Source organism: Allomuricauda sp. XS_ASV26 (assembly GCF_041224615.1).
In the GTDB taxonomy this organism is placed as follows: domain Bacteria; phylum Bacteroidota; class Bacteroidia; order Flavobacteriales; family Flavobacteriaceae; genus Flagellimonas; species Flagellimonas alginolytica.
Genome location: NZ_JBGFGK010000029.1, coordinates 53,120 through 67,222, shown reverse-complemented (window position 1 = coordinate 67,222; position 14,103 = coordinate 53,120). Strand labels below are relative to the sequence as shown.

Sequence of the window (14,103 nt, the reverse complement as noted above, 5' to 3'; positions counted from 1 at the left end):
GATTTACCCTATATGAGCCAAGCTTCCTCTCCATTTAGCAAACAACAGTTACTTCCACAAGAAGAAACTTTAGAGATCGATAAACAAAAAGGTGAGCTTTTTATAGGTATCCCAAAAGAAAATCAATATCAAGAAAAGAGGGTGTGCCTTACACCAGATGCCGTTAATGCCATCACGGCACATGGGCATAGGGTCTTAATTGAATCCGGGGCCGGTGAAGGAGCCAATTTTTTGGATATAGATTATACCAACGCAGGCGCAGAAATTACCCGCGATACCAAAAAAGTGTTTTCTTGCCCTATAATCTTAAAAGTTGAGCCACCTACCCTTACCGAAATTGATTACCTGAATCCGCAGACCATTATTATTTCTGCCTTGCAGATCAAGACGCAGAACAAGGAATATTTTGAGGTTATGGCCAAAAAGCGATTGACGGCCATCGCATTTGAATACATTCGGGACGACGATGGTAATTATCCTGCAGTTCGATCCCTAAGCGAGATCGCTGGGATTTCCTCTATTTTAATAGCTGCAGAGTTAATGGCCATGCCCAGCGAGGGGAACGGTTTAATGTTCGGTAACATAAGTGGTGTGCCGCCTGTAGAAGTTGTGATTATAGGCGCTGGAACCGTAGGTGAATTCGCAGCACGTTCGGCCTTGGGTTTGGGCGCCAATGTAAAAGTTTTTGATAATTCCATCAGTAAACTGCGAAAATTACAGACCAACCTGAACCAGACCCTGTACACCTCTACCGTGCAGCCCAAGAACCTGATAAAATCCTTAAAACGTTGCGATGTTGCCATTGGTGCGACCCGAGGCAAGGACCGTTCGCCCGTTGTTGTATCCAGTTCCATGGTGGAAAATATGAAAAAAGGTGCAGTAGTTATAGATGTCAGTATTGATATGGGCGGTTGTTTTGAAACTTCCGAAGTGACCACACACCGGAAACCGACCTTCGAAAAATATGGCGTAATCCATTACGGTGTTCCCAATATTCCATCCAGATATCCTCGTACCTCTTCGATTTCCATTAGCAATATATTTACGCCGTATTTATTAAAAATTGGTGAAGAAGGGGGATTGGAACATTCCCTTCGGTTCGACAAAGGGTTGCGCAACGGACTTTATATGTACCACGGTATTTTGACCAATAAATCGGTCGGGGATTGGTTTGGGTTAAATTACAACGATATTAACTTTCTTATTTTTTAATTGTAAATGGGTTTTTTGAAACGATTGGGGTGGTACTTGGTTGGACTATCCATAGGATTGATATTTTTAGTATTCTTTTTGAAGAAAAAATCAGGTGAAGGGGGAATCGATTTCTGCTATTTGCCCAATTGCAGGGTGCTCAAGGACATGCGATCCAAACCCTTGACTTTTTCCGAATCCCTACGCGAGCAGTACAGAGACACTCTGCTTATCCAATCTTTCTTTAAGGATGGCGATGTGGATTTTAGTAAAAGCGACACTAAATCCAAGCCATGCAAAACCTATTTTATCTCACACGATTACAATGGGGAAGAGTTGGAACTGAAAGTAAAAAATTGTGATAAAGACATTGAAGTTCAGGCAGTAAAACCGACTATTGACTAAAAATTCTATTATTCTTCCAGTTCTTTAAGGTTTTTCAGTAGTGTTTTAAAGCTTATAATGAATCTTTCATAAAAAAACATGTAGGCCTTATGAACCAGTACGGTAAGGATAAGGGTCAATGCAGTACCAAAAACTATAAGCCCGGGAATCACCAGCCCATTCTTGTTTTGCAACAACACTACAAGCTGTTCATTGTTGAAAAGCTCCCAAACAAAGCTTGTTAAAAACGTTAAACCAAACACTATGATGTTGTAGTTTACATAGTACGTAACAAGTTGTTTGCTTTGCAATATTCGGGATAGCATCTCTCTAACCCCAATATTTGTTTTAATTGTATTGTACGACCATAAAAATGCAGCAATAAAAACAGCCAAGACCAAGTAATTTATTTTTTCCAAAACAATCAATGGCTTAAACTGCAAGAAAGATTCAGGGATGTCTTTTTGAAAATAAACTTGAAGTACTATTCCCAGAACACCCCATAGAGCGAACTCTAACATTGAAAAAACAAATAGCTTTCGGGCGGTATTTAAAGCTAAAACAGACTCTTTTTTTCTGATAATAGAAAAATCGGGCACTGCATCTTCACTTGTTTCAAAGTTTATTTTTTTCCAACTCTTTTTTAGTAGGTCCAGTTCCATAAAAATGGGATTTGACCTATAAGTGTCCAAAAGCAGAGAATTGTTACAGTTTGGTTACTGATCCCCCAACTTCCTCCGCTTCCGTTCTTTGGTGATCAGGGCAAGCTCTCGGGACGTTTGCCCGGCAACGGAGGTGTTTTCCTCTGCTCTTCTGATCAGATAGGGCATTACGTCGCGAACAGGACCGTAGGGCAAGTATTTCACAGAGTTATATCCCTCTGCGGCCAAATTATAGGTAATATGGTCGCTCATGCCAAACAACTGCCCAAACCAAATATGTTCATCGTTCGATGGAACTCCATTCTTTTCCATAAGATCTACCAGTTTAAGGCTACTTTGCTCGTTATGAGTACCTGCGAAGATGATAAAATGTTCTAAATGCTCCATCATAAATGCAATGGCAGTATCATAATTTTCGTCCGTGTCCTTTTTGGACTTGCAGATCGGGCTTTCATATCCGTTTTCATGGGCACGATCGTTTTCCTTTTCCATGTAAGCGCCGCGCACTACCTTGGCCCCAATTTTAAATCCTTCCGAGGTGGCCAGTCCATATATTTTTTTAATATACTCCATGCGGTCCCAACGGTACATTTGAAAGGTATTGAACACCACGGCTTTCTGCTTATTGTACTTGCGCATTAGATCAAGGATCAAATCGTCCGCGGCATCTTGCATCCAACTTTCTTCGGCGTCTATCAACAGCGCAACATCCAAATTGTATGCTTTTTGGCATACTTTCTCAAACCTCTGTACAATTCTCCCCCACTCTGCTTGCTCAGATTCCGTAAGTTCCTTCTGTGCAGATACTTTTTCAAAAAGCTTAAAACGACCAAAACCCGTGGGTTTGAACACGGCAAAGGGCATGGCGTCTTTTTCTTTTACAAAATCTAGGATTTCCAAGGTTTTTTCCATGGTAAAATCGAACTGATTGTCCACCTCCTTGCCCTCGGCGGAATAATCCAAAATGGAATATACCCCGTTACCGTACATATTATCTATGATCGGCAGACAGTCTTTTTCGCTTACCCCGCCACAAAAATGGTCGAATACCGTTGCCCGGATCAACCCTTCTACGGGAAGATGCGCCTTTATGGCAAAATTCGTGACCGCAGTACCGATTCGTACCAGGGGTTCTTTGGAAATCATTTTAAAAAGAAAATAAGCTCGCTCCAGCTGGGAGTCCGACTTTAGCTCAAATGCTATTGCAGTATTCTCAAAATTTGGTCGCATTATTTACAATACATTAAAGATTCAAAGATAAGTAGGGAATCTATAACCATATAATTAAAATTAGTCTTTATTTAGCGGTGTAAATAAAATTATGGAGTCGGTTAAATCACAATCCTACGAGGTACACATCAACGAATTGGCAAAAGCTGCTCTCAATCAACATGTTGCCCAAAAAAAATATTCAAAAGTATTTCTTTTGGTAGATGAAAATACCAAGGAACATTGTTTGCCTGTCCTTAAAAATATTTTTGATGGACCGGTGGATGCCATCTTGGAAATAGCATCCGGTGAAGAAAATAAGCACATTAGGACTTGTTTACAACTTTGGGAGGAGCTTTCGCAGTTGGATGGAGACAGAAAAAGCCTTTTGATCAATTTGGGAGGTGGCGTTTTGACCGACATGGGTGGATTTGTTGCTTCTACCTTTAAAAGAGGGATAGATTTTATTAATATACCCACTACCCTGCTTTCTATGGTAGATGCCTCTATTGGAGGTAAAACGGGGGTAGACCTAGGTTCTTTGAAAAACCAGATCGGGGTGATCAACCAGCCACAAATGGTATTGATTTTTCCTGAATTTCTCAAAACATTAGATTCAAGGCAGACCAAAAGTGGCTATGCCGAGATGTTGAAGCACGGTCTTATTCAAAACAAGGAATATTGGAAAGAACTCACCTTAGAAGGTAATTTTGCCGAAGCCGGCTGTATTCAAAAATCCATAGCCATTAAAAATGAAGTGGTTATGCAGGACCCCACAGAACAGGGACTCCGTAAAATATTGAATTACGGTCACACCTTGGGGCATGCCATTGAGTCGTATTGTTTGGACAACCCAAATAGAACAACCTTGTTACATGGTGAGGCGATTGCCGTTGGTATGATCTTGGAAGGATACCTGTCTCACGAACTTCGAGGTCTCTCCAAGTTAGACCTGGACGAGATAAAAATGGGGTTTCTGCAGCATTTTGACCGTGTAGAGTTCACCGAAGATGATATTGATGCCATCCTAAAATTGCTAAAATATGACAAGAAAAACTCTCACGGAAATGTCAATTTTGTGCTGTTGCAGGCGATTGGCGAGGCAGTGACCGATATAAAAGTGCCCGAGGAATTGTTCCACAAAGCATTTGCATACTACAGCGAATAAGCCGTTCACCTACTTTTTTTTAATTTACGTAACTCTCTGTACCTATCAAGTTTAAAAATTTCTAGTTTAGGATTGGAATTTATAACTAACCATTATGAAACGAATTTTGATAGACTACAAAAAGTTGGACCACCACGTTGCGGCCACTTTGATCGATTCCTATCCCGACGGTTATGGCGACGACGACATAATTACCATAAAAAAACCGAATGGGGAAGTGATCGAGGCAGTGGAAGTTAAAACGGACGACACTATTTATATGGTAAAAATCAGCAAAAGCCTTTCCAATTTTATAGCCAATTTCGAGGAAGCCATTGAAAAGGAGTTGGATAACGACTTGGTTGCTTCTGAATTTGAGGAAGATGGTTTGGATGGTATGGAATCCGCTTCCGACGAATTGGATGGTGAAACCGACTATTGATCTACACCAAGTACCTTTCTTGGATAATTTTTAGGTGATGGGCCTGGTGGCCACTAATGATAAACCCTAATGCCCTTACACTCATTTTGGAATCGCTGGCAATACCTATTTGGTTCATCGCCACATCATCAAAAGAGGAAAACAGGGTGATGGTTGCTGCTCTTACAGCCGCATATTCTTCAATCAGACTTTGCTTGGTCCTCAGATGGGCATTGGAGTTTGGGACATAATCATCTTGATCGAACCCGGGCAACGGTGTTTTGTCTTTTCTGGCAAAACATAGTGCCCTATATTGAAAGATTCTTTCCGTATCGATCATATGGACAATCGACTCTGCCAACGTCCATTTGCCCTCGGCATAGGCAAAACTCAATTTTTTGTCTGTAATTTCATCAAAAAGAGACAAAAAAGCGGTTCTGCCCATTTTTAGCTCCTCTAACAGATCCACGTTTCCCAAAGCCATAATATAGGTTCGGTAAAATGGATTGTATTCAGAAGAAGGCAGTTCCGAAAGCAACATATAAGAGGTATGGATTACAGCTCGTTGAAGATGGTGTGCATCAGACGTCTTTTATCGTTGATGCTTTCTTCAAGAGAAATCATAGTTTCCGTTCTACTAATACCATCAATATCATCTATTTTAAAAATGATATTTTTTGCGTGTGTTGTATCCCTGGCCCTAATTTTACAGAAAATATTGAATTTCCCGGTGGTAATATGGGCCACGGTCACGTAAGGTATTTGACTTAGACGTTCGAGCACGAATTTGGTTTGATGGGTTTTTTCCAAAAATATACCCACATATGCGATAAAGGAATAGCCCAACTTCACATAATCCAAGGTTAAAGAAGATCCTTTGATGATTCCGGATTCTTCCATTTTTTTAACGCGTACATGTACAGTACCCGCAGAAATCAGCAATTTTTTGGCAATATCCGTGAACGGTGTACGGGTATTGTCGATTAACATGTCCAATATCTGGTGGTCTATTTCGTCTAATTTGACTTTATTCATTACATTGATTTTGCAGCAAAATTAGTTAAAAAAGGAAATTTACGTAATAAAAATGGTTTTTTTTTAAATAAAATGCAAGAACAGGTTCGTATTAACGGTTATTCCTTGGTGTTTTTAAGTAAATCCAGTAAGGGTGTATCGGCGTATGTAAATCCAAATCCCTTGGTATCAACACATTCAATGGTTCTATGTCCGTAAAATCCATTTAGCGTGCCTACTTCCGTTATTTGGGGCTCAAAAACTACAGTGCCGTCGACCAAAACTTCTTTGTATCGGACACCAACTTTGTGAGTGTTAGAAATTCTGGGATTGACTATTCCGGCATTTTCTATGATGATGTCAAAAAATAATTTATGGTTTCCGGGAATAGAAAAATAATCTCCAACAGAAAACTCATCTACCTGATGCTCTGCAATAATTTTAAAAGCTTCCAGTAAGGAAAGAAATATGTATTTCCGGGTAATCTCACGATCATAATCCCCCGGATAGTGTCCAGACTCGAACAATACAGTTGGTACACCGAGCATTTGGAACGTATCCCCTACGCAGTTATCGTTAAAACCATCATCGTACCGCCCAACTTGACCGGGAATGTGTTTTTGCAGCATAACATTCATCCCAGCTATTAATTTCATTGCCGTTTCTCGTGTTGGGGTAATCTCGCGTTCTTTATTACTGGCAGGAGATAAAAACGACACTGTTGCAGGTTTGTTGGTGTTCCCGGCACTGAACAGCGTGCGTTGATCGTGTAAATTAAAACAGAAATCTGGTTGAAAAGAATTGAACAATCTACGAAGCGCAACGCTTTCGGGCTGTGATTGCATCTTGGCGTCCCTATTCAAATCCACACCATTACAGTTTTCTCGAGTATAAACATTTGCCCCATCTGGATTTAACATGGGTACGACCATTAAACTGCATTCCTTTAATATAGTATAGGCCAAGGGGTCGTTAGACCGTAAAAAATTCACCAAATCCCATAACGCTTTAGTGGTCGTGGATTCGTTACCATGCATTTGAGACCACAAGAGTACCTTGATAGGTCCATTCCCCAATTGAAAAGCATGAATTTGGACTTGGTTGACCGATTTGCCGATTTCAATAAGAGGCTCCGAAAGTTTGGAAAAGCATTTTTGAATAGAGTCCATGTTTATGTACCTGCCTTGAATAGAGCTTTCTTTAAACTTTGAATAGTGAATCATGTATACCGTTGATTAAAGCGTACAAAAATACCATAGGATAAGTTTACAAATGTAATGTATGCCTGTAAAATATTTACACATTTGTAAACCGTGAAATTATTAATAACATTGCTTTTTATACAAATGTAAACAGAATGTATTTAAACTAAGTTATGTTTATTTATATCAATTGGTTAATATTATTTATTTAAATCTATAGTGCAAGTATAAATGTGATTTTTAAGTGAATATCATTGTGGGGAATTTTACTTGCATTACTTTTGTTGTATAAAAATTTACAGATGTGAATTCCGATTTAATATTGCGCATACAACAGGTTATAGATCATTTTGGGTTGTCCGTTTCCGCTTTTGCCGATGCTATTGGCGTGCAAAGATCCAGTATATCCCATTTGTTGAGCGGAAGAAACAAACCCAGCTTGGACTTTGTTATGAAGTTGGTCGATACCTACCCTGAGGTTGACCTATATTGGTTGTTGAAAGGTAAGGGTTCCTTTCCAATAGAGAGCGATACGGAGGGTCCTGTCCAAATCAGAGAAAGACAATCTATTGTTGAAAGTACGGATGCAAAATACACGGAAGCTATGTCTTCAGCGCAAATTGAAAAATCCGGCTCAAGGAAAGAGAACCCTACTCAAATTATATTGCTATACAGGGATGGTAGCTTTAAGACTTTTGATCCAAAAAAGGATTGAACCTTTCGACTAGTTTCCGTTTCTTTGCACTTATGACAAGACTTCTACTTACAACTGCCGTTATTCTATTGTGTTTCTCTTGTGGTCAACCACCGGAGCGGAATTGCGAAGATTTTAAAACGGGAACATTTTCTTTTAAAGCTACCATAAATGGGGAGGAAAAAGAGACGATTTTTCAAAGAACAATGGATTTGGAAGTTGATGAGTTCGAGGGTAAAACAGATTCTTCCTCGGTTCGCTGGATAAATGACTGCGAATACGTTTTAAAAAATCTGAATCCAAAAAGCAAGGCGGAAGAAAAACCTATTCACATTAAGATCTTGACGACCTCAGGGTCTTCCTACACTTTTGAATACAATATTGTCGGTGAAAGTAAAAAGTTCAAAGGTACTGCCCATAAAATAGATTGACGTATGACAATCAGTTTGTATTGTAATTGAAATACGACCTTTTTCAAATTGATTGATTGACCGTCTTTCGCTTATGTTGTTTAAAAAAAACCTCCGACAAAAATGATTTCTTCGAAGGTTAAAATAAGGGTTAAATCCCTGCTTTTCTATTAATTGGGTCTTTGATATGCCAGTTCTGGACTGGACTCTTTGTGTTTTTTGAACAATCGTTGTTGCTGTTTAACGGTCAATGTGCTTCCGTCGTGGCTCCATCCCGGAGGTCCAAAAATATACATCAGCTTGTGCGATAGTTTGTCCACTTTTTTAACGTCGTTCCAAATATCTTTGAATTCATGGGTTAGGATAACCACTGGATTATAGGAATTAGGCGCGTGGATTACACCGTACTTTACATCAATATTATCATCAAGTTCTTTCCAGGTCCCAAACATTTTATCGAAAATATTTAAGAAGCCCCCGTGGTTCTTGTCCAAATACTCCACATTTTGAGCGTGGTGCACTTGGTGCATGGTATGGGTGTTGAATATTTTCTCCAAAAAGCCGAGTTTAGGCACATAAACAGTGTGTAGCTGGAACTGCCACAATGCTTCAATGCCCAAACAGACCACTACCATTTCCGGTGGAAAACCAATAGCTGGCATCCAAATGTAAAAGAAAGGTTTGTACAATATGGTGAACCATCCATTGCGAATTGCGGTACCTAAATTAAAATTGTCCGAAGAGTGGTGTACGATATGGGCCGCCCAAAGAATACGGACCTCGTGATTGGCCCTATGAAACCAATAATAGGTAAAATCGTCGGCCAATTGACATAAAATCCAAATATACCAAGCATACCCGAAGGATTGGTATCCCATAATGTTTGTTCTGACCCCGTCTATCTCGGGATTAAAAAGCTCATAGGTCCCTTCAAAAAGGAGGATGGCGAAGGCAACTTTGAACAAAGGTCCCAAAATGGCGGAGCCTATGCCCATAAAACTACTGGCGGCGAGATCTTTCCAGTTGTAAAGATGGTCGTCGTCGTGAGTTTTGCTGTAAGTTAATTCGAGTAAAATAAAGGCAATAAAAACTGGTACTCCGTATACCAGGGGGTTTGTAAAATCCATATAGCAATATTAAGCTTTAAGCTCTAGGTGTGTGTTGTTCGGAAAATTAGACATAAAAAGAATTAAAACAAAGAGGTTTGATCGGAACTATCATTCTTTGTGCCTATATCGTTATCATCGGTTTCTATCTGTTCTTCGTCCACTACTTCGATTTCTTCGGTTTTTTGCTCTTCGGGTTCCTCGAAGGGCAATGGTTCCATGGTGTTTATATTTTTCACTTTCTCTGGAGTAAGCTGATTTCCGAGGGCTTTAATTCCTTTTATCGCAATGAAACCCTCAACGTTTACCTCAAGATTTGGCTTCGGGTCTTTTCCGCGGGGCTTAACAAATTCAATTTCCAGTCTGGGCCTCCAATCGGTTGATACAAGCTCCAAATACGATTTGGGATCTTCATCGATCACCACTTCTTCCCTGTTTGGATTTTCTATCAGAAATCTTTTTAAGTAAAAACGTTCTTTTTCCCCTACATAGTGCACAACGGAAATGGGTTTTTCTGGATTCCATTTTTCCAGTACGATCATGTCGTCGTTAAAACGAGTGAGCATATCCGGTGGGATGGTTTTTACAATGCCTTTTTGGTCGATCACCAAAAGAAGATCATCTCCTTTAAATTCACCGAGTAGTTCTCCCCTACCGTCAACGTTCAATCTGTTCACAACATCATCGAACCAAATTTTCCTTGGTTTCAGGGTTGACACTCCTTTTTCTTTGAGTTCAATGCGTTTAATGGCATATTTTGTAACCAAATTTCCTTTGGAACTGCGTCCCTTGATCAACACATCGGAAAAGTCAAGGTCCCATTTCAGCTTTTTAATACTGCCGGACTGCCGTAGCATTACGGTAACAACTTCGGCTTCACCGTTTGGATTGGCGGAAAAATAAAGTACTTCGGAAGAGGTTTTGTCACCGGCCAGGGGGTAAAGTTTATCCCGGGTAATGCTGGTTACATTAAACCGCTTTACATAGCTCGGGCCACCTTTCATGCTTTTATAGATCATGTTGTAGGTGGTTCGCTTGTCCTTCTTTTTAAAAACGGCAACATGTATAATATTCTTCCCGATAAATACTTTGGAATCCACCTTGGTGACCATCATGTCCCCTTTTTGGGTAAAAACGATAATGTCATCAATATCGCTGCAGTCCGTAACGTATTCGTCGCGTTTAAGGGAGGTGCCAATAAAGCCTTCTTCGCGGTTTACGTAGAGCTTAGTGTTGCGGATAACCACTTTGGTGGCTTCGATATCGTCAAAAATCTTGACCTCTGATTTCCGTTCCCGGCCTGCTCCATATTTCTTTTTGAGCTCTTTAAAATACGCAATGGCATAGTCCACCAAATGCTCTAGATGGTGTTTGGTTTCTTTTATCCTATCTTCAAGACTTTCAATGAGTTGATGCGCCTTATCTAAATCAAACTTTGAAATGCGCTTAATTCGGATTTCCGTCAATCTCACAATATCATCTTTGGTCACAGCTCTTTTCAAATGGGCAATATGCGGCTTTAGACCTTTGTCTATGGCATCGATAACACCTTCCCATGTCTCCTCTTCTTCAATTTCCCGATAGATCCTATTCTCGATAAAAATGCGTTCCAATGAAGAAAAGTGCCACTGTTCTTCCAGTTCATCCAATTGAATTTGGAGTTCGGCTTTGAGCAACTCTACCGTGTTGTCCGTAGATCTTTGAAGCATTTCTTTTACTCCAATAAACAAGGGCTTGTTGTCCTCGATAACACAACCTAATGGTGAGATGGAGGATTCACAAGCGGTAAAGGCGTAAAGTGCGTCGATGGTTTTATCCGGCGAGATACCGTTTGGTAAATGTACCAAGATTTCTACCTCTGCTGCGGTATTGTCCTCAATCTTTTTTATTTTGATTTTCCCCTTATCGTTAGCCTTTAAGATGGAGTCAATTAAAGAGGACGTGTTGGTGCCGTAAGGTATTTCGTTGATGACCAAGGTATTCTTGTCCAAAGTCGAAATTTTGGCTCTTACCCTGATCTTACCGCCTCGCATACCATCGTTATAATTCGTCACATCAATAATCCCTGCTGTAGGGAAATCTGGAACAATGGTGAACCGCTTGCCCTGCAAGTGTTTTATCGAGGCATCGATAAGCTCGTTAAAGTTGTGAGGCAGTATCTTGGTGGAAAGGCCCACTGCAATTCCTTCCGCCCCTTGCGCGAGCAAAAGCGGAAATTTTACCGGTAAATTAACGGGTTCTTTTTTTCTGCCGTCATAACTTAGCTGCCATTCGGTAATTTTTGGGCTATAAATTACTTCAAGGGCAAACTTGGAAAGTCTTGCTTCGATATAACGCGGTGCAGCTGCTCCATCGCCGGTAAGGATGTTCCCCCAGTTACCTTGAGTGTCTATCAGTAGATCTTTTTGTCCGATCTGTACCATGGCATCTGCAATACTGGCATCGCCATGAGGATGGTATTGCATGGTGTGCCCCACTACGTTCGCGACCTTGTTGTAACGACCGTCGTCCAGTTCTTTGAGCGAATGCATAATTCTTCTTTGTACTGGCTTAAATCCATCTTCGATGGCGGGTACTGCTCGCTCCAATATTACATACGAAGCGTAATCCAAAAACCAATCCTTGTACATTCCGGTCACTTTGACCAGGCTATCTTGGGACTCTTCTTGGTTTTCTAAACTTTCATCGTTCAGTTCTTCGTTCTCTTCCATTTAGAAAGGTGGCATTTATTTGGGTTGTAGTTGGTTTTCTTCAACAAGGTCAAGCTCTACTTTAAGGTTGTTGATGATGAATTCCTGACGGTCCGGTGTGTTTTTGCCCATATAAAATTTTAATAGGGCGTCTATGCTCATGGCTTTGTCCAGCATCACAGGTTCCAAACGGATATCATCGCCGATAAAGTTTTTGAACTCGTCCGGGGAAATTTCGCCCAATCCCTTAAATCGGGTAATTTCCGGTTTACCGGACAATTTTTCAATGGCTTGTCTTCTTTCCTCTTCACTGTAGCAATAAATGGTTTCTTTTTTATTGCGTACCCGAAATAACGGGGTTTGTAAAATGTATAAGTGATTCTCTTTGATCAATTCGGGGAAAAATTGTAAAAAGAACGTAATCAGTAATAAACGAATGTGCATCCCATCCACATCGGCATCGGTAGCTATTACGATATTGTTGTAGCGCAAGTCCTCCATAGAGTCCTCAATGTTGAGCGCGGCTTGCAGGAGATTGAACTCTTCGTTCTCGTAAACGATTTTTTTGGACATGCCGTAGGAGTTCAACGGTTTTCCCCGTAAGCTGAATACAGCCTGTGTGTTCACGTCCCTGGATTTTGTTATGGAACCAGATGCGGAATCTCCCTCGGTAATAAAAAGGGTGGTTTCCAAGCGTCGGTCCTTTTTCATATCCTGCAAATGAATTCGGCAATCCCGTAGTTTTTTATTGTGAAGGCTCGCTTTTTTGGCGCGATCTCTGGCTAATTTCCGTATGCCTGAAAGTTCCTTGCGCTCTTTCTCGGCCTGTACAATTTTCTTTTGGAGCGCATCTGCCGTTGCCTGATTCTTATGGAGGTAGTTGTCCAGATGGGTGCCAATAAAATCATTGACATAGGTGCGCACTGTTGGTAGATCGCCCCCCATATCGGTGGAACCCAATTTGGTCTTGGTCTGACTCTCGAAAACGGGCTCCATCACTTTAATGGAAATTGCCGAGATAATGGATTTTCGAATATCCGAAGCGTCGTAGTTTTTTCCGTAAAAATCACGTATAGTCTTAACAATGGCTTCCCTAAAAGCAGCTTGGTGAGTTCCGCCCTGTGTGGTGTGTTGTCCATTGACAAAAGAGTGGTACTCTTCGCTATATTGGGTTTTGCTATGGGTCATGGCCACCTCGATATCATCCCCTTTTAAGTGGATCACCGGGTACAGAAAATCCTCTTGGTTATTGTTGTCTTCGAGCAAATCCTTTAATCCGTTATCGGAATAGAATTTTTCCCCGTTAAAAACAATGGTCAATCCAGGATTTAGATATACATAATTTTTGAGCATGCGTTCCACATACTCGTTACGGTATTTGTATTTTTTGAAAATAGTTTCATCTGGAGTGAAACTTACTTTGGTTCCCTTTCTCCTGGATGATTCTTCCAAAAGTTCCTCGTTCACCAAGTTACCGGTCTCAAATTCTGCAGACTTGGATTGGCCGTCCCTGTTGGATTCCACTCTAAAATAGGTGGATAACGCATTGACCGCTTTGGTCCCTACCCCGTTAAGGCCTACGGATTTTTTAAACGCCCGGGTATCGTATTTCCCCCCGGTATTCATTTTGGAAACTACATCTACCACTTTACCAAGTGGAATACCACGACCATAATCTCGAACGTGAACGGTGTTTTCCTTAATATTGATTTCAATGGTTTTTCCTGCCCCCATCACAAATTCGTCAATGGAGTTGTCGAGGACTTCTTTTAGAAGAATATAAATTCCGTCGTCCGCGGAGGAACCATCTCCCAATTTTCCAATGTACATTCCCGGACGCATTCGAATATGCTCCTTCCAGTCCAGCGAACGGATGTTATCCTCAGTATATTGGGTATCTGCCATTAGTTAAGGGTTAATCATTGCAATATAAAATTTCGGGGCAAAAATAAAAGGGTGAACGCTAGAAAGTA

14 protein-coding genes are annotated in these 14,103 nt (G+C 40.7%); 6 read left to right on the top strand and 8 right to left on the bottom strand.

Features of this window, described 5'->3' with window-relative positions:
* Positions 1-12 precede the first annotated feature (12 nt).
* Both AB9K32_RS04730 and AB9K32_RS04725 read left to right on the top strand, forming a co-directional pair.
* On the top strand, positions 13-1,212 hold the full coding sequence (locus AB9K32_RS04730) for an alanine dehydrogenase (RefSeq protein ID WP_252079723.1): 1,200 nt from the start codon (positions 13-15) through the stop codon (positions 1,210-1,212).
* A gap of 6 nt (positions 1,213-1,218) precedes the next feature.
* A complete protein-coding gene (locus AB9K32_RS04725) occupies positions 1,219-1,596 on the top strand; it encodes a DUF4258 domain-containing protein (protein ID WP_252079722.1) in 378 nt (125 codons plus the stop codon).
* A gap of 8 nt (positions 1,597-1,604) precedes the next feature.
* Here the strand turns inward: AB9K32_RS04725 and AB9K32_RS04720 are convergent, their stop codons facing one another.
* On the bottom strand, positions 1,605-2,237 hold the full coding sequence (locus AB9K32_RS04720; RefSeq protein WP_369884510.1) for a hypothetical protein: 633 nt from the start codon (positions 2,235-2,237) through the stop codon (positions 1,605-1,607).
* Positions 2,238-2,291: 54 nt separating this feature from the next.
* Entirely contained in the window at positions 2,292-3,467 is a 1,176-nt protein-coding gene (locus AB9K32_RS04715; protein WP_369884509.1) for a proline dehydrogenase family protein, read from the bottom strand.
* 91 nt (positions 3,468-3,558) lie between these two features.
* On the opposite strand from AB9K32_RS04715, the gene aroB reads away from it, so the two are divergent.
* Positions 3,559-4,614 (top strand): 3-dehydroquinate synthase, encoded by a 1,056-nt coding sequence (gene aroB, locus AB9K32_RS04710; RefSeq protein ID WP_224836972.1) that lies wholly within the window; start codon positions 3,559-3,561, stop codon positions 4,612-4,614.
* A gap of 94 nt (positions 4,615-4,708) precedes the next feature.
* Positions 4,709-5,035 carry a hypothetical protein gene (locus AB9K32_RS04705; RefSeq protein WP_224836973.1) on the top strand — a complete coding sequence of 109 codons (327 nt, stop codon included), beginning with the start codon at positions 4,709-4,711 and terminating at the stop codon, positions 5,033-5,035.
* Position 5,036: 1 nt separating this feature from the next.
* Here the strand turns inward: AB9K32_RS04705 and AB9K32_RS04700 are convergent, their stop codons facing one another.
* The 3 genes from AB9K32_RS04700 to AB9K32_RS04690 all read right to left on the bottom strand — a co-directional run bounded on the left by AB9K32_RS04700 (position 5,037) and on the right by AB9K32_RS04690 (position 7,251).
* Positions 5,037-5,555 (bottom strand): DinB family protein, encoded by a 519-nt coding sequence (locus AB9K32_RS04700; protein ID WP_293295267.1) that lies wholly within the window; start codon positions 5,553-5,555, stop codon positions 5,037-5,039.
* Between the two features lie 14 nt (positions 5,556-5,569).
* The gene (locus AB9K32_RS04695) at positions 5,570-6,049 is read right to left on the bottom strand and encodes an Lrp/AsnC family transcriptional regulator (protein ID WP_127141951.1); all 480 of its coding nucleotides are present in this window, start codon (positions 6,047-6,049) and stop codon (positions 5,570-5,572) included.
* 98 nt (positions 6,050-6,147) lie between these two features.
* Positions 6,148-7,251 carry a M14 metallopeptidase family protein gene (locus AB9K32_RS04690; RefSeq protein WP_369884508.1) on the bottom strand — a complete coding sequence of 368 codons (1,104 nt, stop codon included), beginning with the start codon at positions 7,249-7,251 and terminating at the stop codon, positions 6,148-6,150.
* Between the two features lie 283 nt (positions 7,252-7,534).
* Here AB9K32_RS04690 and AB9K32_RS04685 point away from each other — a divergent pair, with 283 nt between their 5' ends.
* Together AB9K32_RS04685 and AB9K32_RS04680 are read left to right on the top strand one after the other, a co-directional pair.
* On the top strand, positions 7,535-7,945 hold the full coding sequence (locus AB9K32_RS04685) for a helix-turn-helix domain-containing protein (RefSeq protein ID WP_369884507.1): 411 nt from the start codon (positions 7,535-7,537) through the stop codon (positions 7,943-7,945).
* Between the two features lie 32 nt (positions 7,946-7,977).
* A complete protein-coding gene (locus tag AB9K32_RS04680) occupies positions 7,978-8,355 on the top strand; it encodes a DNA topoisomerase IV (RefSeq protein WP_369884506.1) in 378 nt (125 codons plus the stop codon).
* Between the two features lie 149 nt (positions 8,356-8,504).
* On the opposite strand, the gene AB9K32_RS04675 is transcribed toward AB9K32_RS04680, so the two are convergent.
* The 3 genes from AB9K32_RS04675 to AB9K32_RS04665 form a co-directional block, all read right to left on the bottom strand.
* Entirely contained in the window at positions 8,505-9,461 is a 957-nt protein-coding gene (locus AB9K32_RS04675; protein WP_293295271.1) for a sterol desaturase family protein, read from the bottom strand.
* Between the two features lie 62 nt (positions 9,462-9,523).
* A complete protein-coding gene (locus AB9K32_RS04670) occupies positions 9,524-12,151 on the bottom strand; it encodes a DNA gyrase/topoisomerase IV subunit A (RefSeq protein ID WP_369884505.1) in 2,628 nt (875 codons plus the stop codon).
* 15 nt (positions 12,152-12,166) lie between these two features.
* Positions 12,167-14,035: a DNA topoisomerase IV subunit B gene (locus AB9K32_RS04665; protein WP_224836980.1), complete on the bottom strand. Its 1,869-nt coding sequence runs from the start codon at positions 14,033-14,035 to the stop codon at positions 12,167-12,169.
* Positions 14,036-14,103: the final 68 nt, after the last annotated feature.

What these genes read in the sequence shown, in the direction of transcription:
- AB9K32_RS04730 (WP_252079723.1), top strand. Translation starts at nt 13, where the DNA reads ATGAGCCAAGCTTCCTCTCCATTTAGCAAACAACAGTTACTTCCACAA.
- AB9K32_RS04725 (WP_252079722.1), top strand. Translation starts at nt 1,219, where the DNA reads ATGGGTTTTTTGAAACGATTGGGGTGGTACTTGGTTGGACTATCCATA.
- AB9K32_RS04720 (WP_369884510.1), bottom strand. Translation starts at nt 2,237, where the DNA reads ATGGAACTGGACCTACTAAAAAAGAGTTGGAAAAAAATAAACTTTGAA.
- AB9K32_RS04715 (WP_369884509.1), bottom strand. Translation starts at nt 3,467, where the DNA reads ATGCGACCAAATTTTGAGAATACTGCAATAGCATTTGAGCTAAAGTCG.
- aroB (WP_224836972.1), top strand. Translation starts at nt 3,559, where the DNA reads ATGGAGTCGGTTAAATCACAATCCTACGAGGTACACATCAACGAATTG.
- AB9K32_RS04705 (WP_224836973.1), top strand. Translation starts at nt 4,709, where the DNA reads ATGAAACGAATTTTGATAGACTACAAAAAGTTGGACCACCACGTTGCG.
- AB9K32_RS04700 (WP_293295267.1), bottom strand. Translation starts at nt 5,555, where the DNA reads ATGTTGCTTTCGGAACTGCCTTCTTCTGAATACAATCCATTTTACCGA.
- AB9K32_RS04695 (WP_127141951.1), bottom strand. Translation starts at nt 6,049, where the DNA reads ATGAATAAAGTCAAATTAGACGAAATAGACCACCAGATATTGGACATG.
- AB9K32_RS04690 (WP_369884508.1), bottom strand. Translation starts at nt 7,251, where the DNA reads ATGATTCACTATTCAAAGTTTAAAGAAAGCTCTATTCAAGGCAGGTAC.
- AB9K32_RS04680 (WP_369884506.1), top strand. Translation starts at nt 7,978, where the DNA reads ATGACAAGACTTCTACTTACAACTGCCGTTATTCTATTGTGTTTCTCT.
- AB9K32_RS04675 (WP_293295271.1), bottom strand. Translation starts at nt 9,461, where the DNA reads ATGGATTTTACAAACCCCCTGGTATACGGAGTACCAGTTTTTATTGCC.
- AB9K32_RS04670 (WP_369884505.1), bottom strand. Translation starts at nt 12,151, where the DNA reads ATGGAAGAGAACGAAGAACTGAACGATGAAAGTTTAGAAAACCAAGAA.
- AB9K32_RS04665 (WP_224836980.1), bottom strand. Translation starts at nt 14,035, where the DNA reads ATGGCAGATACCCAATATACTGAGGATAACATCCGTTCGCTGGACTGG.